At 36.6% G+C, this 21660-nt stretch carries 23 protein-coding genes; 2 read left to right on the top strand and 21 right to left on the bottom strand.

Annotated features, from left to right (window positions below; translation table 11 throughout):
• Window positions 1-8 precede the first annotated feature (8 nt).
• Entirely contained in the window at window positions 9-413 is a 405-nt protein-coding gene (locus AC1M36_RS06325) for a DoxX family protein (RefSeq protein WP_174098928.1), read from the bottom strand.
• Window positions 414-570: 157 nt separating this feature from the next.
• On the opposite strand from AC1M36_RS06325, the gene AC1M36_RS06320 reads away from it, so the two are divergent.
• Window positions 571-1116, top strand: a complete 546-nt coding sequence (locus tag AC1M36_RS06320) for a helix-turn-helix domain-containing protein (RefSeq protein WP_174098927.1) — start codon at window positions 571-573, stop codon at window positions 1114-1116.
• A gap of 168 nt (window positions 1117-1284) precedes the next feature.
• Here the strand turns inward: AC1M36_RS06320 and AC1M36_RS06315 are convergent, their stop codons facing one another.
• From AC1M36_RS06315 to AC1M36_RS06260, 12 genes are all read right to left on the bottom strand, one after another.
• A complete protein-coding gene (locus AC1M36_RS06315) occupies window positions 1285-1743 on the bottom strand; it encodes a GNAT family N-acetyltransferase (RefSeq protein ID WP_336450176.1) in 459 nt (152 codons plus the stop codon).
• Between the two features lie 75 nt (window positions 1744-1818).
• On the bottom strand, window positions 1819-2325 hold the full coding sequence (locus AC1M36_RS06310) for a GNAT family N-acetyltransferase (protein ID WP_336450177.1): 507 nt from the start codon (window positions 2323-2325) through the stop codon (window positions 1819-1821).
• 348 nt (window positions 2326-2673) lie between these two features.
• Window positions 2674-3069: an ankyrin repeat domain-containing protein gene (locus tag AC1M36_RS06305; RefSeq protein ID WP_479845659.1), complete on the bottom strand. Its 396-nt coding sequence runs from the start codon at window positions 3067-3069 to the stop codon at window positions 2674-2676.
• Window positions 3036-3854, bottom strand: coding sequence for an ABC transporter ATP-binding protein (locus tag AC1M36_RS06300; protein ID WP_336450179.1), 819 nt, complete (start codon window positions 3852-3854; stop codon window positions 3036-3038). Before AC1M36_RS06300 ends, AC1M36_RS06305 begins: the two co-directional genes overlap by 34 nt.
• The gene (locus tag AC1M36_RS06295; RefSeq protein ID WP_336450621.1) at window positions 3841-4869 is read right to left on the bottom strand and encodes a FecCD family ABC transporter permease; all 1029 of its coding nucleotides are present in this window, start codon (window positions 4867-4869) and stop codon (window positions 3841-3843) included. Before AC1M36_RS06295 ends, AC1M36_RS06300 begins: the two co-directional genes overlap by 14 nt.
• A 5-nt stretch (window positions 4870-4874) precedes the next feature.
• Window positions 4875-5822 (bottom strand): helical backbone metal receptor, encoded by a 948-nt coding sequence (locus AC1M36_RS06290; protein ID WP_479845658.1) that lies wholly within the window; start codon window positions 5820-5822, stop codon window positions 4875-4877.
• 160 nt (window positions 5823-5982) lie between these two features.
• A complete protein-coding gene (locus AC1M36_RS06285) occupies window positions 5983-6216 on the bottom strand; it encodes a YrhC family protein (protein WP_336450181.1) in 234 nt (77 codons plus the stop codon).
• Window positions 6217-6343: 127 nt separating this feature from the next.
• Window positions 6344-8947, bottom strand: a complete 2604-nt coding sequence (gene adhE / locus AC1M36_RS06280; RefSeq protein ID WP_336450182.1) for a bifunctional acetaldehyde-CoA/alcohol dehydrogenase — start codon at window positions 8945-8947, stop codon at window positions 6344-6346.
• A 259-nt stretch (window positions 8948-9206) separates the two neighbouring features.
• Window positions 9207-10340, bottom strand: coding sequence for a bifunctional cystathionine gamma-lyase/homocysteine desulfhydrase (locus AC1M36_RS06275; protein ID WP_479845657.1), 1134 nt, complete (start codon window positions 10338-10340; stop codon window positions 9207-9209).
• A gap of 2 nt (window positions 10341-10342) precedes the next feature.
• Complete coding sequence (locus AC1M36_RS06270) at window positions 10343-11266, bottom strand: O-acetylserine dependent cystathionine beta-synthase (protein WP_479845656.1); 924 nt, start codon at window positions 11264-11266, stop codon at window positions 10343-10345.
• 82 nt (window positions 11267-11348) lie between these two features.
• Window positions 11349-12044, bottom strand: a complete 696-nt coding sequence (mtnN, locus tag AC1M36_RS06265; protein ID WP_016116419.1) for a 5'-methylthioadenosine/S-adenosylhomocysteine nucleosidase — start codon at window positions 12042-12044, stop codon at window positions 11349-11351.
• A gap of 14 nt (window positions 12045-12058) precedes the next feature.
• Window positions 12059-12697, bottom strand: coding sequence for a class I SAM-dependent methyltransferase (locus AC1M36_RS06260; RefSeq protein ID WP_336450185.1), 639 nt, complete (start codon window positions 12695-12697; stop codon window positions 12059-12061).
• Window positions 12698-12833: 136 nt separating this feature from the next.
• Here AC1M36_RS06260 and AC1M36_RS06255 point away from each other — a divergent pair, with 136 nt between their 5' ends.
• Window positions 12834-13049, top strand: a complete 216-nt coding sequence (locus AC1M36_RS06255) for a YrzA family protein (RefSeq protein ID WP_174098915.1) — start codon at window positions 12834-12836, stop codon at window positions 13047-13049.
• Window positions 13050-13087: 38 nt separating this feature from the next.
• Here the strand turns inward: AC1M36_RS06255 and AC1M36_RS06250 are convergent, their stop codons facing one another.
• The 8 genes from AC1M36_RS06250 to mltG all read right to left on the bottom strand — a co-directional run bounded on the left by AC1M36_RS06250 (window position 13088) and on the right by mltG (window position 21466).
• Window positions 13088-13729 carry a YrrS family protein gene (locus AC1M36_RS06250; RefSeq protein WP_336450186.1) on the bottom strand — a complete coding sequence of 214 codons (642 nt, stop codon included), beginning with the start codon at window positions 13727-13729 and terminating at the stop codon, window positions 13088-13090.
• Between the two features lie 116 nt (window positions 13730-13845).
• On the bottom strand, window positions 13846-15600 hold the full coding sequence (locus AC1M36_RS06245) for a peptidoglycan D,D-transpeptidase FtsI family protein (RefSeq protein WP_479845655.1): 1755 nt from the start codon (window positions 15598-15600) through the stop codon (window positions 13846-13848).
• A gap of 286 nt (window positions 15601-15886) precedes the next feature.
• Window positions 15887-16363 carry a transcription elongation factor GreA gene (greA, locus tag AC1M36_RS06240; RefSeq protein WP_017150713.1) on the bottom strand — a complete coding sequence of 159 codons (477 nt, stop codon included), beginning with the start codon at window positions 16361-16363 and terminating at the stop codon, window positions 15887-15889.
• Between the two features lie 283 nt (window positions 16364-16646).
• The gene (udk, locus tag AC1M36_RS06235) at window positions 16647-17285 is read right to left on the bottom strand and encodes a uridine kinase (protein WP_336450188.1); all 639 of its coding nucleotides are present in this window, start codon (window positions 17283-17285) and stop codon (window positions 16647-16649) included.
• A gap of 17 nt (window positions 17286-17302) precedes the next feature.
• On the bottom strand, window positions 17303-18583 hold the full coding sequence (locus tag AC1M36_RS06230) for a peptidase U32 family protein (protein ID WP_336450189.1): 1281 nt from the start codon (window positions 18581-18583) through the stop codon (window positions 17303-17305).
• 18 nt (window positions 18584-18601) lie between these two features.
• The gene (locus AC1M36_RS06225; protein ID WP_336450190.1) at window positions 18602-19531 is read right to left on the bottom strand and encodes a peptidase U32 family protein; all 930 of its coding nucleotides are present in this window, start codon (window positions 19529-19531) and stop codon (window positions 18602-18604) included.
• 7 nt (window positions 19532-19538) lie between these two features.
• Window positions 19539-20180 (bottom strand): O-methyltransferase, encoded by a 642-nt coding sequence (locus AC1M36_RS06220; RefSeq protein WP_286115205.1) that lies wholly within the window; start codon window positions 20178-20180, stop codon window positions 19539-19541.
• Between the two features lie 215 nt (window positions 20181-20395).
• A complete protein-coding gene (mltG, locus tag AC1M36_RS06215; protein WP_479845654.1) occupies window positions 20396-21466 on the bottom strand; it encodes an endolytic transglycosylase MltG in 1071 nt (356 codons plus the stop codon).
• Window positions 21467-21660: the final 194 nt, after the last annotated feature.

Below are 21660 nucleotides of genomic sequence, written 5' to 3'. Positions count from 1 at the left end.
CATTTCGATTAGTCTTTTTTGAATACAGTTGCTTTTAAGAAATTATCTACAAAACCTTCAGCCTTGGCAACAAATAAATAAAGGCCCATTGCTAATAATGCAAGATCTAATTCGTACCCTGGATTCTTTCCATCTCCTAGTAAACCAGCAGACCATTTTACTTTTACAATTGCTCCCACTAAAATAAGTGCAAATAATAATCCAATATAACGTACACCTAAACCGATAATCAATAATAGACCACCAACTAATTCTACTGTCGCTACGCCGTATGCAAGAGCTCCGGGTAAACCAATACTTGTAAACCATCCTGCAATATTATCAATGCCTGATTGGAACTTTGCCAAACCATGCATAAAAAATGTTACCCCTAATACGATACGAATAATTAAATTACCAATATGTTGATTCATTTTATTCTCTCCTTTATAGTTTTGTTATATATAACTTTTATTCACATTACAAAACATACAATAAATTTTTTTATTCGTCAATTCATTTTTCTTGAGAAAAAATGAAAAATATTTGCTATGATACAAATAGTTGTCTACAAAAAGGAGCTTGATTCGTATGAATATCGGTTCTGCAATACGTGAAATTCGTCAACGCAGAGGCATAACGATCGCTCAAATTTGCGAAGGAACAGGGCTTTCTAAAGGTTTTATGAGTCAAGTCGAGAATAACAAAACCTCTCCATCTATCTCAACTTTAGAAACAATTTCTAATTTTTTAAATGTCCCTCTTCCTTACTTATTACTTGAGCAAAAAGATCGCATGAAAATTGTAAAAAAAGAAGAACGAAAATACAGTGTGTATGGAAAAGATGAACAGAAGATTGAACATGTCGCTGAACAAGGTGGTCTTCGCTTATCTTTAGTAGAAATTCCTATTGGTTTCCCAAAAGAAAACACACCAAACGCTCATGAAGGTGAAGAATGCCATCTTGTTTTACGCGGGAAATTAGAAGTGCAGCATGGAGAAGATATCGCAATTGTCGAAGAAGGAGATTCTTTTTCCTGGAGCGCATGCGTACCACATATTGTACGTAATATTGGTGATGAGGCTGCACTATTACTTATCTCCAGCCATGCTGAAAATCGAAAGCGTGTATATTAAAAGACAATACAAAAAGCCTGTTTTTCATTTTTGAAAACAAGCTTTTTGTATTATTCTCGTATAACCCCATAACTTGATCCTATTAATACCTTTTTTCCTTTTTGATTACGATACACCGATTCTATCGCTTAGCAATCTTTTCTACATTCTTTCTATTATCTAATGAAGCTATCGATGTCCCTCTTTTTTTGCTTCGTTATAACCATAATAAGCACATGTCCCACTTTGAGATAAATCCCGCACCTCAAAGCCGCAACTGCGATAAAAATCAAAATTATTAGCAGAAGTATGAGCAAACCAATCTCCATGAGGTAGTTTTTGCATACAAAGTGAAACGAGTTTCTTTCCTAAACCTTTCCCCCTATATTCACATTTCACAACTAAATCCATAATATTGGCAGCCATGATCTGATCGGAAATAACGCGAACCATCGCAATCATCTCTTCATCATCCCAAACTGTAAAAGCCCATGTAGAGTTTTCAAATGCTATCGTAAATTTTTCAATTTGCCATGATGGAATGCTATTGTTACTCCAGCCTGCATCTTCAAATAAACTTTTAATTGCATAAGCTGGTACACCTGTCGTTCCTTCTCGAATAATAAGTCCGTTATGATAAATATACAATCCCATCCCCCCTTTTATTGTTATATATTATTCTTTAAGATTTAAGCATTACCTTTTAAAAAGAGGGAGAAATTTTTATCCTGCTCTTTTGATTGCATATACAAGAACATCTATCCCATGAAATGATACCGTTTTTTCATAACTGAGTCCTGTTTTTCTAGCAACAAAAATAGAAGCAGGATGATCTGGATTAATAAGAGAAATGAGCTTATTTAACCCTAATGCCTGAAAGCCGTAGTCTCGAAACGCTGTTGCTGCTTCCTTTCCATATTCTTTTCCCCAATACTCTGGAAGTAGCCAATAGCCAATCTCAATTTCTTCTTTTTCCTCTACTTGTTGCCGTACAAGACCTGCATGACCAATTGGTGTACCTGTATCCTTTTCAATCATTAAAAATAAGCCTAAACCGTTTTTATAACTAGGAAGAACCCAGTTTTCCAGACTTTTTTTACACTGCACGTATGTTTTTGGCGTTCCGTTCCCAATATAGCGCATCACTTTCTCGTTTCCCCATAAAGAAGCGTAAAACTCTAAATCGTTCATTGTATATTTACGAAATTGTAAACGATCTGTATGGAACATATCCCCTAGCCCCCTTTGTCTACATATATTTTAGAATGTACAATATATGGTAACTTTTACATCTATTATAAACGAGCTAACATACAATATGGAAAAATTCGAAATGAAAGGTTTTTAGAGCACCATTTCTTTCATTTTATAAGGGATTTGTTTTGTGAATAAAAAAGACAGTAGACAAAAATCTGTCTACTGCATCCATATCATAACTAGTATAAAGAAAACTACAACTCTGAGGGGGGTGTAGGATTTTCAGTTATATACTAGGTATTTATCCCGTTCTAACGGGCGGTAAACCTTCCAATCTTCCAAGTAGAAGGTTTACCGCACATAAGAAGCATTTGTAATCATTTATGTAAGAGCTGTTAAGTATTCAAAAACACTTTGTGCTTCTTCTCCGCCCATTCTTGCATGCTGGATAAGGGGAATACCATGCGGCCCTGCTGCGCATAGCGCTTCTGGTTGTGCGACTAAAATAGCTTGAACAATTTCAAGTTCTCCAAGCATTGCTGCAGCAAAGATATCCATACGTGCTCCTTTTTCTAATAAATAAAACGCAATATCTCTGCGACCTACATGTGCAGCTGCTCCTAATGCACTTTCCCAATCTGCCCCGCCCCAATTATAAGAAGCATGAAGCAAACTAGGATATTCTACTAAAAGTTCCTGAATCCTATTCAAATCCCCATGAGCTGCCATAACAAATTCTCTTACTAATTCAGTGTCAATACGTTTTTCTGTTTGCATCGTTCTCCTCCCTTGTCACAAATTCGTTTTGGTGTAAAAAATGGTTTCTCACTTCCTTGAAAAATGTCGACCTCAATTCCAAAGACTTGCTGAAACATTTGGTGGCATAATACACATTCTGGCACCCCATCATATTGGATTTCTCCTTGTTTTAAAACAAGTAAACGATCACTATATTGAGCCGCTTGATTAATATCATGAAGAACCATTATAATCGTCATACCAAATTCTTCATTCAATCGTTTGACTAACTCCATTACTTCTAATTGATGGACAATATCCAAAAAAGTTGTTGGTTCATCTAATAATAAAACATTCGTGCGCTGCGCAAGTGTCATCGCAATCCAAGCACGCTGTCTTTCCCCACCTGATAAAGACTGCAAAAGCCGGTATTCATATCCTGCTAGTTTTGTAACAGATAGCGCCCAAGTAACAATCTCCTCATCCTCTTTATCTAAACGGCTATTCCATGACCTATGAGGTTGTCTGCCAAACTCCACTAATTCTTTGACTGTTAAATCTAACTGGTTGTCCTGCATTTGTGGCAACATCGCCAAATTCTTTGCAACATCTGCACTTTTCATACTATGAATATTTTTTCCATCCAAAATAATTTCGCCCGTACCAGGGGCCAGTAATCTTGCTATTAGACGCAATAATGTCGACTTCCCTGATCCATTGGGCCCAATTAAACTAACAATTTCACTCGCTTTAATATGTACATTCAGTTTTTGAAGTTGGAACCTCTCTGAATGTGCATAACACACCTCTTTAACGGAAAGCACGTTGTTTTCCTCCTCTCTGAATTAAGTATAAGAAGAATGGCCCCCCCAAGAAGGAGAGTAATATTCCAACAGGTAATTCAATTGGATCAAACCAACTTCTCGCAATTGCATCTGCAAAAACAAGTAACACCCCACCGCCTAAACAAGATAACGGTAATAAATACCGATAATCATTTCCGACTAACAAACGTAACATGTGAGGAACTACTAATCCCACAAACCCAATAAGTCCAGAAACACTTACCGCAATTCCAGCTAATAGTGTGCTTACTACGATTAAGAAAAAACGACTACGTTCTACATTGTGTCCAAGTAACTTTGCCATTTCATCTCCAAGCATAAGCACGCGAATGTGTTTAATACCAATGAAAGCTAAAATAATAGCGAAGATTGCATAATAAATAATCATATGAAAATGCGCCCAACTTACACCGCCAATTCCACCTGCGAGCCACGGTAATACAGATTGTACTTTATCGCTATGGAGTAACATTAACGCTGAAGTTGCGGCACCAATTAGCGCATTTATCGAAACACCGACTAACACAATTCGAGATGGAGGTGCTCCTTTTTGCCATGATAAAGCGTAAATCACCATCGCTGTAATGAACGCTCCTAAAAATGCTCCTAGCGGAAGAAATGCCATATGTTGTGGAAATAAAATCATAATAACGATTGCAACGAGCCCTGCTCCTGATGAAACCCCGATAACCCCAGGATCAGCAAGGGGGTTTCGCATAACCCCTTGCAATAAAGATCCCGAGGCGGCTAAGCATGTTCCTACAATAAATCCAACGAGTACACGTGGTATTCGAAGATCCCACACAATTCGGTGTACTGTCGAATTTTCATCTTGTATACCTCCTGCAATGTCCTGTAATGAAAAGGATAAACTCCCTGCAACAAGTCCATAAAAAAAGGCAAGGGCGGTTAATGAAGTTAAACTAACCGTCAAGACCCATCTTTTCTTTGCAAAAGGATGTACCTTTTCTTTTACTACTGCATCACTCTGCATGTTCATCATTTCCTTACATCTTGTATACTTTTATACATAAAGTCCATTGCTTCCGTTACTTTCGTTCCAGGATTTGAACCGAATAAATGAGGCGGTAAAATAACCACGCGGTTTTGTTTCACTGCCTCTAAATTTTTCCATGCTTCATTTTTCATCATTTCCCCTTCAAATGCTTTTTTTACACCTTCAGGGTCGCCGTGTGTAATTAAGAAGATCACATCTGGATTCGCTTCAATAATACGTTCTACGCTTAATTGTGCGTACTGCGGATATTCTTTCATTTTAGGAAACTCAGTAGCAATGTTCTTACCACCTATTTTTTCTAAAATATCACCTGATAAAGAATTTGGTAATGCTGCTAAATATGTACCTGGTGCTCCGTAAACTAACAATGCTTTTACATTGCTCTTTTTCTCATATTTTTTCATTTGATCATTTATTTTTTGATTTAATTCTTTTGCTTTATCTTCTTTCTGCATTAGCGTTCCATATATGTTAATACTCTTCTGAATATCTTTTACGGAGTTTGCAGAGGAAATCATTACTTTTGTACCTTGCCCCTCAACCGTTGGGATACTTTTTTGAAATCCGTTATTTGCTACAAGAAGATCTGGCTTTAAGCTAGCAATTTGCTCAAAGTTTGGTTGATGCGCATTCCCAATTACTTGTGCTTTCTTTAATTCATCTGAAAGTGGTAACTTCGTATCTGGGCGACCAATAATTTCACCACCTAATGCATGAATTATATCCATATCACCAACACTCAATGTGGCAAAACTTTTTGGTGCTTTATCAAATGTTACTTTTCTGTCTGAGAAGTCTGTAATTTCGATTTGTTTTTTGTCTTTGTCTGTTTTTGTTGCGGACGCTTTTTCGTTTTCCTTTGTACCGCAACCAATCAGTAAGAAAAAAATAGAACAAATCGCTGTAAACAGCGCTATATATTTTTTCATTTCTTCACCTCTAATTGATAATGATAATCATTAACTACCATTCTACTTTAATTGATAACAATTATCATTGTCAATATTAAACACATACATTTTCTGCAAAATTTTACTTATACAAAAAAACGCTACAAAAAGATACTCTCTTTTCATAGCGTTTCATCTATTAATTTGATTCATATTCGTTCTCCTCTAACTTGTCACGCAGCGCTTTAACACGCTTGAAAAAGAAAAATGACAGTCCTAGAAACAAAACAATAACACCCATCATTGCAAAGGATTGCACAGTTTCTCTTCCTCCATTCGGAATCAATAAACCAATCATTAAAAATGTGGCTAGTGCAAGAAGAACTTGACCGAAGCGAATATAATCTGCTATTTTCTGTTGTAATTCTTTCATACTTCTACCACTCCTCCCTCTCACTCTATCATATTCTAATAGTCTCTGAGACAAGTAAATGCAGCCAATGAGGGAGAAGTTTTCCAAAGGAAAAAGAGCCGCATTTCTAGTGGCTCTTTCTCATTCATTACACACCTTTGTATGCCTGCATATATACTTCTTTTAACTCTGAAATAAGGGGTAATTTAGGATTTGCTGTTGTGCACTGATCTTCGAAAGCTCTTTCTGCTAACGTGCCAACAACCTCTTCAAATGCTTCTTGTTCCACACCTTGTCCAGCAATGCTCATATTTATATTTAATTCTTTTCCAAGAGCAATAATTGCTTGTACTAATGATTCCACACCTTCTTCCATTGTACTTGCTGGAAGACCAAGCATTCTCGCGATATGTGCATAACGTTCGTCAGCAACAAAGTGCTCATATTTTGGGAACAATGCATGTTTTCTCGGTTTGATTGCATTATAACGAATGACGTGCGGCATTAAGATTGCATTGGCACGACCGTGTGGAATATGAAATTCCGGTCCAATTTTATGTGCCAAGCTATGATTAATACCAAGAAATGCATTGGCAAACGCCATTCCAGCAATTGCAGAAGCGTTATGCATTTTCTCACGTGCCTCTTCATCATTCCCGTCTGTGTATGCTCTTGGTAAATATTTAAATACAAGATCAATTGCTTTTAATGCTAAACCATCTGTATAATCATTTGCCATAATAGACACGTACGCTTCAATGGCATGTGTTAATACATCCATTCCAGTATCTGCAGTTATATGCGGAGGTACTGTCATCACAAATTGTGGATCAACAATCGCTACATCTGGTGTTAATTCATAATCAGCAAGCGGATATTTTATATTGTTCTTTTTATCTGTAATAACCGCAAATGGTGTCACTTCTGATCCTGTTCCTGATGTTGTTGGGATTGCAACAAATTGCGCCTTGTTTCCAAGTTTCGGATATTTACATGTACGTTTTCTTATATCTAAAAACTTCTGCTTAATGCCAAAGAATGTTGTTTCTGGATGCTCATAGAAGAGCCACATTCCTTTTGCTGCATCCATTGCCGATCCACCACCAAGAGCGATTATCACATCCGGCTTGAAGCTTCTCATCATTTCGGCACCTTTAAATACCGTTTCATCTGATGGATCTGGCTCTACTTCAAAGAATACTTCCACCTTTACATCATTTGTATGTTTACGTAAATAGTGCGTTACTGTATCGACATATCCATGCTCAACCATTCCAGGATCCGTTACAATAAATGCTCGTGAAATATTCGGCATATTTTCTAAATATCCTGTCGCATGCTTTTCAAAATAAATTTTAGGTGGTAATTTGAACCACTGCATATTCTTTTTTCTACTTGCAAGTCTTTTTATATTTAATAGATGTGTTGCCGTTACGTTTTGAGAAACAGAGTTCTTTCCATATGAACCGCATCCAAGTGTAAGTGATGGAATAAATGCATTATATATATCACCAATTCCGCCTTGTGATGACGGAGCATTTACAATGAGACGGCACGCTTTCATACGTAAACCAAATTGTTTTTGTACTTCTTTATTTGTCGAATGAATAACTGCTGAATGTCCTAAACCACCAAGATCTAACATACCTTCACAATATGTAAATCCTTCTTCCAGTGAATTCGCTTTTACACAAGCTAATACCGGGCTTAGTTTTTCACGAGATAGTGGGTAATCAGCACCTACGCCTTTAACTTCAGCAACCAGCATTTTTGTATCTTCTGGTACAGTAATTCCCACTAATGCCGCAATATAATATGCTGATTTCCCAACAATATCACTATTTACTGCACATGTATTTTCATTAATGACAAGTTTCTCTAATTTTTTCCGTTCATCTTCTGTTACAAAGTAACAATTATTTGCTATCATTTCTTCTTTCACATGATTGTAAATTTCTTTGTCTACAATGATTGCTTGTTCAGAAGCACAAATCATACCGTTATCAAATGTTTTTGATAAAATTAAATCATTTACAGCACGTTTTACATGTGCAGATTTTTCTATATAACAAGGTACGTTTCCAGGTCCTACGCCTAAGGCTGGTTTACCAGTAGAATACGCTGATTTCACCATCCCCGCGCCTCCAGTTGCTAGAACGAGTGCAACACCTTCATGATTCATTAATTGCTTTGTCGCCTCAACAGAAGGTTTATCAACCCATTGAATACAGCCATTTGGCGCCCCCGCCTTCACTGCTGCATCATATAACGTTTTAGCCGCTGCAATCGAACAATTTTGTGCGGAAGGATGAAATGCAAAGATAATTGGATTTCTTGTTTTCATTGCGATTAACGCTTTAAACATCGTTGTCGAAGTTGGATTCGTTACTGGTGTTACCCCAGCAACTACACCGACTGGTTCTGCAATTTCTATCATTTCTTCATGGGGATCCTCATGAATGATTCCTACTGTTTTATCTTTTTTCATACTGTGCCAAATATATTCAGTGGCAAAAATATTTTTGATACATTTATCTTCATATACACCGCGCCCTGTTTCCTCAACAGCCATTTTTGCAAGTGGCATATGTTGGTCTACACCCGCAAGTGCCATTTCATGTACAATGTCGTCAATTTGCTCTTGTGTAAAATTCTCTAATGCTCGTAAAGCTTCCTGACCATTCTTCACCAACGTGTCAATCATCTCTGTTATTTCTTGCATTTCATTTACAACTTTCTCTTTGACTACCATGTAAATTCCTCCTATTCTGCTACTTGGTCTTAAAGAGTCCCTCACGGCCTTAATGAGTCCTTATTAGCGTAAAAAAAATAGAGTTACTTTTCCTACATGAATTCTATTATTTGTGAAACATTTCACAAATATATGTGTGAAGCATCATTTCTTGCTTTTACTATACACGAAATATTTTTATTTGTGTGTGTCTAATTTGTGAAAAAGTTCACAAATTAACCTTAAAAAAGCACCGCCCTCTTTGAGCAGTGCTTTTCCATTATGCTAAAGCCTGTGCTAAATCTTCAATTAAGTCTTCCCCATCTTCAATGCCGACAGAAATGCGGATTAATGTATCGGTAATTCCTAACTCATTACGGCGATCTGCTGGGATAGATGCGTGAGTCATTTGTGCTGGAATAGAAATTAAGCTTTCTACTGCTCCTAAACTTTCAGCAAGTGTAAAGTACTGTACTTTCTCAAGTACTTTATTTAGCGTTTCTTCGCTGTCTACATCAAATGAAATAATTGCACCGTATCCACCAGCTTGCTCTTTCGCTAATGCATGATTTGGATGTGCTTCAAGGCCTGGATAGTATACTTTATTTACTTTTGGATGATTGTTTAAAAACTCAGCAATCGCGCGTGAATTTGTTTCATGCTCTTCCATACGAATTCCTAATGTTTTTAAACCACGAAGTAATAAAAAGCTGTCTTGCGGTCCAAGAATGCCACCTGTTGAATTTTGAACGAAATGAAGATCTTCTGCTAATTGTGAGCTATTAACAACAACTAGTCCGGCAACAACATCGCTATGTCCCCCTAAATATTTCGTTGCACTATGAAGCACAATATCTGCTCCTAAAGAAATTGGTGACTGCCAGTATGGCGTCATGAATGTATTATCAATAATTGTTAGTAAACCTTTCTCTTTTGCAAATGTAGAAATTTGCTTAATATCTGTAATTTTTAATAGTGGATTTGTTGGTGTTTCTACATAAATTGCTTTCGTGTTTGGACGAACTGCTTCTGCTACTTCATCTACATTTGTTGTATCTACAAATGTATGTTCAATACCAAATCGATTCAATACTTTTGTAATTACACGATATGTTCCGCCGTATACGTCATCTGTTAAAATGACATGATCTCCTTTTGAGAATAACATAATCGTTGCTGTAATAGCAGCCATCCCTGATCCAAATGCAAATCCCGCATGACCATTTTCTAGCACTGCAATCATTTCTTCTAATGCTGCACGTGTTGGATTTCCTGTACGTGAATATTCGTATCCTTGGTGTTTACCAACCGCTTCTTGTTTATACGTACTTGTTTGATAAATTGGTACGTTCACAGATCCAGTTGAAGGTTCTCCTATGCGAATACCATGAATTAACTTTGTTTTTGCTCTCATTTTTATTCCCACCCTTTGTATATATCTTTACTTAAGTAACGCTCACTGCTATCTGGAAAAATCGTTACAATGTTTGTACCTGATTTTGCCTTTTCAGCTTCTAATAAGCTTGCATGAAATGCCGCTCCCGAAGAACTACCTACAAGAAGCCCTTCTTTCTGCGCTAACTCTTTCACACGTTTAAATGCATTTCGATCAGAAATAGTATGAATTGCATCAAAATATGATGGCTTTAAAAATGATGGAATAAATTCAAGACCGATTCCCTCTGTTTCATGTGAACCTGCTTCACCACCATTTAAAATAGATCCTTCCGGTTCTACAATCACCGTTTTAATCTCACGGTTTTGTTCTTTTAAATAAGACGCAGTTCCCATAAATGTACCCCCAGTACCTGCACCTGCCACAAATATGTTAATCTCTCCATCTAGCGCTTCCCACAGCTCAGGTCCTAATGTTTTGAAATAGGCACGTGGATTTGCTTCATTTGCAAATTGACTTGGAGAATATGAGTTTGGAATTTCTTTTACTAATTCTTTTGCCTTCGCAATTGCACCTGTCATCCCTTGTTCAGTAGGTGTATGCACAACCGTTGCACCGAGCGCTTTCATTAACTCTTGTTTTTCAACGCTAAATTTTTCTGGTACACAAACTATAACATGTAAATCATGCTCTAGTGCAGCAAGTGCCAGTCCAATACCGGTATTTCCTGCAGTTGGTTCGATAAGCGTTCCACCTTGCGCAACAAGTCCTTTTGCTAGTGCATCTTCAATCAATTCTCTTCCTAAACGATCTTTCACGCTTCCACCTGGATTATAAAATTCAAGCTTTGCAAATAAACGAACGCCCTCTGGAAGTGAAAACCGAGTAATTTCTACAATCGGTGTATGACCGATTAATTCATGAATCCCGCGATACACCTTCACCGTGTTCTCCTCCTTATTTGCCAATAAAGAAAAGGCAACTGTATGTATTTTCTTTATATGAGACAGTTGCCTTTTTGTTACATTACTTTAACTCTTCTAGTACTTTTATAATAAAGTTCGTAGAATGAAGAGCTGCTTGATCTAAAAATTGATCAAATGAAACGTTTGATTCTTTACCAGCAATATCAGAAAGTGCACGAATAATTACAAATGGAACTTTGTATTGATGACAAACTTGCGCAACCGCTGCTGCTTCCATTTCTACTGCGTAAAGATTTTCAAATTTATCACGGATTGCTGCAACTCGGTTTGGATCACTCATAAATGAATCTCCTGTTGCAATCATTCCTTTCACAACTTGAATGTTCTCTTCTGATTTCATACATTTTTCTGCTAGTGCTATTAATGCTTCATCAGCTTTAAATCCTGGTGGCATCCCTGGCACTTGACCATATTCGTAATCAAACGCAGTTACATCCACGTCATGATGGCGAACTTCTGTTGAAATAACAACATCCCCAACATTTAAAGATTGGTGGAATCCACCAGCTGAACCTGTATTAATTACTTTTTCAGGCTGATATCTCTCTAATAAAATTGTCGTTGACATCGCTGCATTTACTTTACCAATACCAGACTTTAACAAGATTACTTCATGTCCTGCTAATGTCCCTTTCGTAAATTCACAACCTGCAACAGTTTCTGTTTCTGCCTGTTCTAATTTGTCACGTAAAATACGTACTTCTTCTTCCATTGCTCCAATTACAGCAATTCTCAATCTAATCCCTCTTTCTATTGCTTAGTTGCCTCCATTACCCAAACGAAATGATTTAATCTCGTGAATGTTACATGGAAGCCATTGTTTTCAAAAATAGATTGCATGATTGGAATACGTGTGTAGTATTCTGTTTGCAAATCATTGGCTAGCTGATGGAACCCTCTTTGTTTTGCGGTTTCAACAGTTTTATCATACGCTTCTTGATCTGCAAATATCGTATCAGCAAACACTATTTTACCACCTTTATGAAGCAATTGACTATATTTCGCAATTGCCACATCTTTTTCATCATCTGTTAGGTGATGAAATGCATAGGTGCTTACAATGGTATCAATAGCATCTGGGACATCAAACTCCAGAAAATCTCCCTCTGTAATTGAAAATTCTTTCGGTAATTTTTCTTTTGCAATAGCACGCATTTCACGTGACGGCTCTATGCCGTAAACAGTATGGCCAGCAACTAATAATTTATTTGTTAAATTGCCAGTACCAACACCAAATTCTAATACATTTCCAAATGATTTGTTTACTACATCCTCTAAAATCTCCTCATAACGAGCGAAAACTTCTTTATATTGTATATCTTCGCCTTGTACGAATGAATCGTACGTATGAGCCCACTCATCAAATAAACCGTTAAATTCTGTACCCATATAAAATTCCCCTTTTTCTTATCGGTTTTATCAGTATGATATGCTTTCTTTACAAAAATGTCAATTGAAACGGAAATGGTATTTCCTTCTTTTCTTTGTTACACTTAAATTGATTATATGGAGAGGAGCGTTTTTTGTGTCATTTACCTTTGAAATGCTGGAAGATAAAGTAGAATTTTTTGAAGCATCAAACTTAGTTTCCTTAGAAAAGAAAATTAACGAGCAAATTGACAATAACAAAGCACTTATGCTGGAAGTTCATCATATTTCTCATCAAATGGTTATGGATCCTGAAAGCAAGAGACCTTATTATAGTGCAGTTGTTCATTTCAAATTAAAAAAATTACGCTAACTAAAAAAGAGAAAGGTTCTTAAGAACCTTTCTCTTTTTTAGTTTAGAGTTTGAACAAGTACTGGTTTCCAGCCTTCATTTTCTACCCAATCAATATTTACATAATATCTTTTACCGCTTTGTTTATCTTGGACATTACCGTATGCTTTTTGCTTACCGTTATTTCCAATACGGTGAACAGTTAGTTGCTCCACCGGAACCTCAATTGCAGAGGAAATTGCTTGTTTCATTTCATTCCAATCTGCTGAGCCTATTTTAAATGTCATCGCAGGTGTCGCACCTTGCGTTGTACCTACTGGCTTCCAAGAAGGATTTGTGTACGCATCTGTTGCGTTTGACTGTGTTTTTTCAGCTGGTACTTTTTCATTTGCTTTTGCTTCTTCCTCAGCTTTTTGTTTCTCTTCTTCAGCCTTTTTCTTCTCTTCTTCCTCTTTCTTCTTCTGCTCGTCTATTTTCGCTTGTTCTTCTTTCTCATTCTTTTTCTCAGCTTTATTTTCTTTCTTCGTTTCCTGAGATACTTTTTTGTCTTGAGAAGACGCTTGTTCTGTTGTATCAGAAGTAAAGAATACTTGGTACGCTACAACAAGTACTGCTAACAACACGATAGCAATCGCAATATTTAAAACACCGTTTTGACGACGTTTTTGTTGTTTCTGTTGGAATCTAGATCCTCCTGCCATTCTTCAAACCTCCATGCAGTTTTTCCTACTTGTTATTGTAACATTAAATCTTAAAAGGTTGAACAACTACAGTAATATTTTCACGAAATGAAAACATTTGATAATAAATTGCAAGATTACCTTCTGTTTTCCAAGTGAACAATCTCTTCTACAAGTTCTTTAAAAATCGGTGTTACAGTATTTTCTTTATTATTCGTTTCTAAATCAACAACTACTAGCGCATATCTTGGGGTTTCGTACGGAAAATAACCCGCAAACCAACGATTTACGCGATCTTCTTTTCCTGTTTGTGCCGTCCCAGTTTTTCCAGCAACAGATACTGGTAATGACTGAAAAGTAGCACCTGTTCCTTTTTTCATCGTTACGACTTTCCTTAATAAAGATTGCACTTGTTTCACTGTACGATAAGAGAGTTGTCGCCCCTCCAGTTTATGATCTTCAAAATTTAAAAATTTTGTTCCATTTTTGTAACGTATTTCTTTTACAGCTTTTACTTCTCTCTTCTCTCCATTCCTTGCGATCGTCGCCATCATATTTGCCACAGCTAAAGGGGATATTCTGACATCTTTTTGCCCAATCGCCGTTTGAGCGATTGCTTTGTGACTTACCTTATTTTCTTCCCCATTCCAAACGATTGCTTTTTTCTCTTCTATCAATTGTTTAAACCTAGGCGTATGAAATACTTTCCCTTTCCATCCTACCGCCCTACTCGCTCCTAGCGCCTCTAAATACGTTTCCATTACATGTTTATCTTTTTGCATCAATTCGTCACCAAGCACTGCAAATGTCCTGTTACAACTCCTAGCAAAACTTTCTGTAAAGCTTAACTTCCCCATCATAACCTGCGGGGTATTTTCTCCATACGGATCTGTATCACAGTTAAACTTACGATGAGATTGAATCATATCATTATCGATTGCTGCAGCCGCAATAACTGTTTTAAAAACAGAACCAGGAAAATGCGGTGTTAGCATTTGGTTTTCTATTCTTTTCTTATATGTATTTTGATTGTTCATCTGCAAGGACGGTTTACTCACCATTGCTACAATTTCACTTGCATTTACATCAAGTAATACGATTCCCCCTTTTTTGATTCCATGTTTCTGCACGAGTTCTTCTGCTTTTTGTTGCAACGATTTTTCTATCGTTGTTTGAATCGTAACGGGATAAAAGGGATTTCCAGGAGATCTATATTTCGCACGTTTTCCAAAAATCGGTTCCCCCTGTCTATCTACTTGATACAGCACTTTCGTTTCACCATCAGTCATTAAAAACTCATCAAACGATTGCTGTAATCCAGAAATACCAATCGGTGTTTGGCTAGATATTTGTTTTAGTCCCTCATATCGTTTTTTAAATTCCTTCTCATTTTCCCCGACTACACCGATAAGATGCTCTGCTTCAGATGATTGTTTTATTCTTACTTCAGTTGCGACCATGCCTAACATATCCGTGCGGTTCACCTTTTCCATCTGTTCTTTCGTTAATTGAAACGGTTTATCACCTCTTCGAAATATAAATGGTTTTCGTTTGCCTTTCATTTGCAGATTTATGTCTTGCCTTGACACACCAATGATATGCGCAATTTTTTGTAACATGTCATTTTTTATTTGTAAAAATGGAAAAACAATTAAAACTGGATATCTTTCTTCTCCAAGATCTTCTCCATTCCGATCAATAAAATGCCCCCTACCATCATCTACTGTGACTGCTTGTGTACGTTGTGTGACACTTTTTTCAATCAAATTAATATGCCTATCTGTAAATGATTCCGTCGCTACAAGTTGTATTTGCGCTAACCTACCAAGTAATAAAAGCATCGTGCATGTAAAGCATAGTAAAATGATGATAATTCTCTTCTTAATTTTCATACAAAAACACCTCGTCTTTTTTCAGTTTAGACGAGGTGTTAGTCCTTTTATACAAAGCGAAATGTTATTCATTCCTATATGATGTAATTGTTTTTTATTGGCTGACAGGTTGCTTTGCATATTTTTCAAAAACTGATTTCTAAGTTTCCACATTTAAACCTGAATTTTGAGCAACTTCAGTAGTCCTTACTTACTCTGCAGTTTTCACTCAGAATCCTGGGGAGTAATGGGATAATAAAAGAGCGAAATAATAAAAAAGGTCCACTCTAGGAGTGAACCTTTTCTATTATTTTACAGAGATAATCTCTACTTGCATTTCTCCGCCTGGTGTTTGGATTGCTACTTTTTCACCAATTTGCTTACCTAGTAAGCTTTTTGCAATTGGAGAATCGTTAGAAATTCTTCCTTCAAATGGATCTGCTTCTGCGCTACCAACGATTGTGTAAGCTTCTTCGTCTCCATCTGGTAATTCTTTAAATGTTACTGTTTTACCTAATGTTACAACTGTAGATTCTTCACCATTATCTTCAATGATAACTGCGTTACGAATCATATTTTCAAGTTGTGTAATACGACCTTCTACGAATGCTTGCTCATCTTTCGCTGCATCGTACTCCGAGTTCTCAGAAAGATCACCGAAGCTACGCGCGATTTTAATACGTTCTACAACTTCTTTACGTCTTACTGTTTTTAATTGCTCAAGTTCGTTTTCTAATTTTTGTTTACCCTCTTGCGTCATAGGGTATGTTTTTTCTGTTGCCATGTTTTCCACTCCTTTTATATACCAATCCCCCGAAAAAAAGAGGAGTTCAATATGAAAACTCCTCCGCTTTATCTTTATAGCGGAGGTTTCTAGCACACACGCACTAGCGGAGTTGTCACATACAACCCCGTGTTTTTTCCAATTCTTCCTCATATAAAGAAGATATGTATGGAAAGTTCATATAAATATGCCCTCATCTATAGATAGATGAGGTTGGCATGTTTCATTGTATTCGATAGGAAGGGAAAAAATCCCTTCCTATCGGATATCTTTTACTATGCTATTACAAATTCACTTTTTCTTCAAGAATTGTTGCAATTTTTGTAACCATAATATCAATTGCAACATGATTTTGTCCACCTTCTGGGATAATAATATCCGCAAATTTCTTAGAAGGCTCAATAAATTGATTATGCATTGGGCGTACAACATTTACGTATTGCTCAATAACGGAATCCATTGTACGACCGCGCTCTTTTATATCACGTTGCATACGACGTAAAATACGAAGGTCAGCGTCCGTATCAACAAACACTTTAATATCCATTAAATCGCAAAGACGTGGGTCTTCTAAGATTAGAATCCCTTCTAAAATAATTACATCTTTTGGTTCTACTGGAATAATCTCATCTGAGCGTGTATGCAATGTATAATCATATACGGGTTTCTCAACCGGCTTATATGCAAGCAACTGATGTAAGTGCTCAATTAATAAGTCATTATCAAATGCTAACGGATGATCGTAATTTGTTTTTAAACGCTCTTCCATTGGCAAATGGCTTTGATCTTTATAATAATAATCTTGCTCCAAAATTAAAATGGAATGACCTTGAAATTGATCAAAAATTGCTTTTGTTACACTTGTTTTACCTGATCCTGAACCACCAGCAATTCCAATTACAACCGGCTTATTCGTCCCCATTCGACTACCACTCTTTCTTATTGATGTATGCTTTTTCGCATCATATTATTCACATACACTGGTTGATCCACTTTGAATTTCACGATTTGCAACGGATGTCTCGCCGCATCTAATTCGTTTCCATCCTCATCCCAAATTTTCTCCACCGTTTGTGTAAAGTTTTCTATTTCTGGCCCAAAGAACTCAACTTCATGTCCTGGTTTGAAGTAATTGCGCTGCTCTAACGTAACAATGCCTGTTTCTTCATTATAATCTAACACTAAACCAGCAAAATCATACGTTGTTTTCTTACTATGATTTCCATACATTTGTTCTTGGTATCCTGGAACGCCTTCAAAGAACGCAGGCGCTGTATCACGATTTGCACATTTATCAAGCTCATCTAACCATTCTTGTTTAAACTCAAAGTTATCAGGATCTGCACAATACGCATCAATTACTTTACGGTACACAGTTGCTACTGTTGCCACGTAATGGATAGATTTCATGCGTCCTTCAACCTTCAAGCTATCAATACCAATTTCAATCATTTTCGGAATCGAAAGGATCAAGTTTAAGTCTTTTGGACTCATTGCAAAGTGTGCATCACCTTCTTGGAATAAAGGAAGTTCTTCTGCTTCTTTATGTTGTGATACTGTTTGAACTAAGTCATAATCCCAACGACAAGACTGGCAACAACCACCACGGTTCGAGTCACGTGCTGTCATATGGTTACTTAATGTACATCTTCCAGAGTATGCAATACACATTGCCCCATGGACGAACGCTTCAATTTCAATATCAACGTTTTCCTTAATTTCCTTCATTTCTTCATAGCCGACTTCACGAGCTAATACAAGACGATGCAAGCCTTCTTCTTTCCAATACTGCGCTGCTTTCCAATTGGATAGAGACTGCTGTGTACTTAAATGTACTTCAACAGAAGGTGCTACACGTTTACACGTCTCAATAATAAGAGGGTCTGCAACAATAATACCTGTTACACCAGCTTTTTCAATCCCTCTTAAATAATCTTCTAATCCATCCATGTTTTCATTGTGTGCAAAGATATTTGTTGTTACATATATTTTCGCACCGTATTTCTTTGCAAATTCTACGCCTTCTGCCATTTCTTCTAGCGTAAAGTTCCCTGCATTTGAACGAAGACCGAATTCTTGTCCACCTAAATATACAGCATCTGCACCGTAATGAATAGCTACTTTTAATTTTTCTAAATTACCTGCAGGGATTAACAGTTCAGGTTTTTTCACAATAACGCGTTTTCCATCGATTACTCGTGAAATTTCTTGTACAGTCATATCCTACACCCTCCTCGTTTAGTAAACCGTTTCTTTAAAGAAGAATCCTGTATCTAACGGACGATTTACTGGTTGTATTCCTTCTATCTCTTTATATAAATCGTCTTTCATGTCATAATACGCATCGCGATCTTCTACACATAAATCAATAGCTTTACGATATTTCTTTGTTACTTCAATAATATACGCAGAGCTTTTTAATACGCCGTCAATTTTCAAGCTATCAATTTCAGCATCGATTAGTTCATCTAACTCATCAATGAAACAAATATCATTTGGGCTCATAATATGAGTACCATTTGCATCCTCATAAATTGGATATTTGTTATTACGCTCTGGATCATGCAAGAACATATTCTCTTCATACTTTTTCTTCTCAATTTCTAGATTACGATCTTGATACTCAAAGTAGTTTCCTACTAATGAACGTTTTGATTGGAACATACATGTCATACCGTGAATTTGTACTTCCACTTCGACTTCAGCATTTTCTTTTAATTCAACAATTTCATCTAAACTTAATTCACGTGCAAGTACCGCACGTTTTGCGCCTTTTCGACCCCAATAGTTACATGTGAACCAGTTTGTTGCTGTTGTTTCTGTATTCCAGTGCATTTGCATATTTGGTGCTACTTCACGTACAGTCATTAATACTGCTGGATCTCCAAAAACAACCGCATCTACATGTACTTCTTGTAGGAATGCAACGTAGTCTTTTAATTCTTCTACTTTGTCGTTATGAAACATAGCGTTCATCGCTACATATACTTTCATACCATTTTCATGCGCAATGCTCACAGCTTCTTTCACATCATCACGTGAGAATTCCCCTGCTAAACGTAAACCAAATTTTTGTTCACCGATCATTACGGCACTTGCCCCTGCTTTTGCAAGAGGTTCAATATCCGCCAATGTTCTTGGCGTTACTAACAATTCAGGTTTTTTCATACCTTCGTCACCCTCTCTTTTTACTCACGGCTACTCCATCACCAATTGGAAAAATGGTTGTATCATATCCTTCATGGTTCATAAGCCATTCATTATACGTCTTAATACGACGAATCAAACCACGTGTACGTCTATTTTCGATTTTCTCTTTTGTCGTTACAAGTCCATGGTACATAACATTATCCGAAATAATCACACCACCCGGATTTAATAACGGTTCATATAAGTCAAAAAAGCGACGATATTGTCCTTTTGCGGCATCAATAAAAATAACATCAAATGTTCCATGTTCTTTCACTTGCTCGCCTGTTTCTAGTGCATCACCATAAATAACGGAAATACGTTCTTTTACAGGAGAACGCTCTATATATTCAAGTGCTTTTTCATATCGATCGCTATTGCGTTCTACTGTCACAATTCGGGAATTTGGAATAGCTTGCATCATACGAATGCTAGAATAACCGATTGCTGTTCCAAGCTCTAATATGCTTGTCGGTCCAATTAAACGTAAAAATTGCAACATAAATTCCATTCCAAGACGATCCATAATCGGCACATGATTTTCGCTTGCATACTGTTCCATTTCAAGAATCAGTTCATCTTTTGGATCGATAAATGATAATAGGTATTCGTTAACTGCATCCTCCATAAATAGTCCTCCTTATTTACATGGAGAAGTGCCTCTATGACGTGTCAGTCTTTGTCTTTTCACACATAGAATGCAATAAAAATACAAGCCAGCTTCATCCTTAGCTTGTACGTCCCGTTTTGATATTAAAAACGATTCTTCTTCCAGTTTTTAACCCGATATATTTTACCATAAAAAAGAGGGATATGCGACCCTTTTCGCGCTCCCTCCTATTTTCATTTCTTTTGTGTAATATATTTTTGTTTCAATGCATTATGTTCTTCTAACGTTTTCGCATAATACACTTCACCGCTTGGTGCTGCTAAGAAATAATAATAATCTGTTCGCGCTGGTTCTAACGCTGCTTGCACAGAATGCTTACCAGAGTTAGCAATCGGACCAACAGGTAACCCTTTTACAACATATGTATTATAAGGTGAATTTACTTTTAAATCTTCATACAATACACGTTGTTTATGCTTTCCAAGTGCATATAATACTGTCGGATCTGTTTGGAGTGGCATCCCTTTAGCTAAACGATTGTAAAAGACACTAGAAATTTTTTGACGGTCTGTAAAACCAGTCGCCTCTTCTTCAATGAGTGAAGACAATGTTAAAAGCTGATGAACATCCCACTTCTTCTCTTTCATTTTCGCCTCATTTTGAACAATTAATGCATTCGTTTTTTCAAGCATCGGCGTTACAATTTCTTCTAAAGTCGTATCTTTTTTATAGAAAGAATACGTTGCTGGATATAAATAACCTTCTAATGGATATTTAATATTCCCATCAAAAATTTTGTTCGTTAATAATACCGGATACTTTTGCTGCATCTTTTGAATAAATGCCTTATCGTTTAATTGACGCACAACATCATCTTTATTCCATTTCAGTTCTTTCGCAATGATATCGGCAATCTCAACAACTTGTGCGCCTTCTTTAATCGTCAGTTTATAAGCAACTGGGCGATGTACATTACCTGATGACATTTGTTCCATTACTTCTTCTACATTCATTGACGAGTTCAATAAATAGGTACCAGCTTGCAAATTTTTAGATTTTGCTTTTGCATAAAAACTAAATACTGTACCGTTTTTAATTGCGCCTTTTTCTTCCAAAATCTCTCCAATTTTACTTGTAGATGAACCTTTTGGAATCTCTACTTCAATCTCTTTTTTATTCTCGCTATCAACTGGTTGTAACGCAGATGAAATATACACATAGACAGACCCGCAGACTACGAGTAGCGCAATAATCGCAATTAGAAAACTACGTCTACATTTCTTCTTTACTTGATTCTCTATCAAAATTCTTCCTCCTTATTCCATTGTAGACCATATGTACTCCCTCTATACAATGCCCTACAAACCCAAAGCAAAACTCATTCATTTGCAGATAGTTTTTGTTTTATACAATCCGTCTCATTATACTATAAACAATTATGTAGTTTCGACAAAAAATCTGTCATTTTGCACAAGAATACAAAAAAAGATGGTCTGTA

Source organism: Bacillus sp. Medicinal_06, assembly GCF_056711665.1.
The sequence above is the reverse complement of the archived record's forward strand: the minus strand, read 5'-3'. Positions and strand labels throughout refer to the sequence as shown.

Bases quoted from the DNA above. Each gene is read 5' to 3' on its own strand.
- AC1M36_RS06325 (WP_174098928.1), bottom strand. From the start codon at position 413: ATGAATCAACATATTGGTAATTTAATTATTCGTATCGTATTAGGGGTA.
- AC1M36_RS06320 (WP_174098927.1), top strand. From the start codon at position 571: ATGAATATCGGTTCTGCAATACGTGAAATTCGTCAACGCAGAGGCATA.
- AC1M36_RS06310 (WP_336450177.1), bottom strand. From the start codon at position 2,325: ATGTTCCATACAGATCGTTTACAATTTCGTAAATATACAATGAACGAT.
- AC1M36_RS06305 (WP_479845659.1), bottom strand. From the start codon at position 3,069: ATGCAAACAGAAAAACGTATTGACACTGAATTAGTAAGAGAATTTGTT.
- AC1M36_RS06295 (WP_336450621.1), bottom strand. From the start codon at position 4,869: ATGCAGAGTGATGCAGTAGTAAAAGAAAAGGTACATCCTTTTGCAAAG.
- AC1M36_RS06290 (WP_479845658.1), bottom strand. From the start codon at position 5,822: ATGAAAAAATATATAGCGCTGTTTACAGCGATTTGTTCTATTTTTTTC.
- AC1M36_RS06285 (WP_336450181.1), bottom strand. From the start codon at position 6,216: ATGAAAGAATTACAACAGAAAATAGCAGATTATATTCGCTTCGGTCAA.
- adhE (WP_336450182.1), bottom strand. From the start codon at position 8,947: ATGGTAGTCAAAGAGAAAGTTGTAAATGAAATGCAAGAAATAACAGAG.
- AC1M36_RS06275 (WP_479845657.1), bottom strand. From the start codon at position 10,340: ATGAGAGCAAAAACAAAGTTAATTCATGGTATTCGCATAGGAGAACCT.
- AC1M36_RS06260 (WP_336450185.1), bottom strand. From the start codon at position 12,697: ATGGGTACAGAATTTAACGGTTTATTTGATGAGTGGGCTCATACGTAC.
- AC1M36_RS06250 (WP_336450186.1), bottom strand. From the start codon at position 13,729: ATGGCAGGAGGATCTAGATTCCAACAGAAACAACAAAAACGTCGTCAA.
- AC1M36_RS06245 (WP_479845655.1), bottom strand. From the start codon at position 15,600: ATGAAAATTAAGAAGAGAATTATCATCATTTTACTATGCTTTACATGC.
- greA (WP_017150713.1), bottom strand. From the start codon at position 16,363: ATGGCAACAGAAAAAACATACCCTATGACGCAAGAGGGTAAACAAAAA.
- udk (WP_336450188.1), bottom strand. From the start codon at position 17,285: ATGGGGACGAATAAGCCGGTTGTAATTGGAATTGCTGGTGGTTCAGGA.
- AC1M36_RS06230 (WP_336450189.1), bottom strand. From the start codon at position 18,583: ATGACTGTACAAGAAATTTCACGAGTAATCGATGGAAAACGCGTTATT.
- AC1M36_RS06225 (WP_336450190.1), bottom strand. From the start codon at position 19,531: ATGAAAAAACCTGAATTGTTAGTAACGCCAAGAACATTGGCGGATATT.
- AC1M36_RS06220 (WP_286115205.1), bottom strand. From the start codon at position 20,180: ATGGAGGATGCAGTTAACGAATACCTATTATCATTTATCGATCCAAAA.